General features: G+C 69.3%; 1 protein-coding gene. It reads right to left on the bottom strand.

The features are described from left to right. Window positions 1-54 precede the first annotated feature (54 nt). Window positions 55-361 (bottom strand): IclR family transcriptional regulator domain-containing protein (locus AB4Z27_RS29840; protein WP_441646090.1); only part of this gene is annotated, 307 nt, incomplete at its 5' end.

Here is a 361-nt window from a genome sequence, read left to right as displayed (position 1 = left end):
AGCCGGGTTAGCGCGCACGCAACGTTTTGAAATTACTACGGAAATCCGTGCGGATCAGTCTTCGTCAGATGGGACGTTCTGCCCTGCGGGCACCGCCGGGGCGCGGGCCGGCTGCACTTCCGGGAAGGTGCCGCCAAGCGCCGCCGTAAGCTGGCGCGCGGCCGCGAGCACCTGATCGCGGAAGGCTTCGGAGAAACGCGGCGTCGGGCAGGTCAGCGTCAGCGCCCCCTTCAGTTCCCCGGCCGGGCCGAATACCGGCGCGGAGACCCCGGCGATGTCCGGACTGCGGTCGCCCACCATGGCAATCACCCCTTCCTCGCGGATGCGCTGGTAGATCTCGCCCCGTGCGCCCGAGAACGCC

This window comes from Cupriavidus sp. KB_39, assembly GCF_052114485.1.
GTDB lineage: Bacteria > Pseudomonadota > Gammaproteobacteria > Burkholderiales > Burkholderiaceae > Cupriavidus.
The sequence above is the reverse complement of the archived record's forward strand: the minus strand, read 5'-3'. Positions and strand labels throughout refer to the sequence as shown.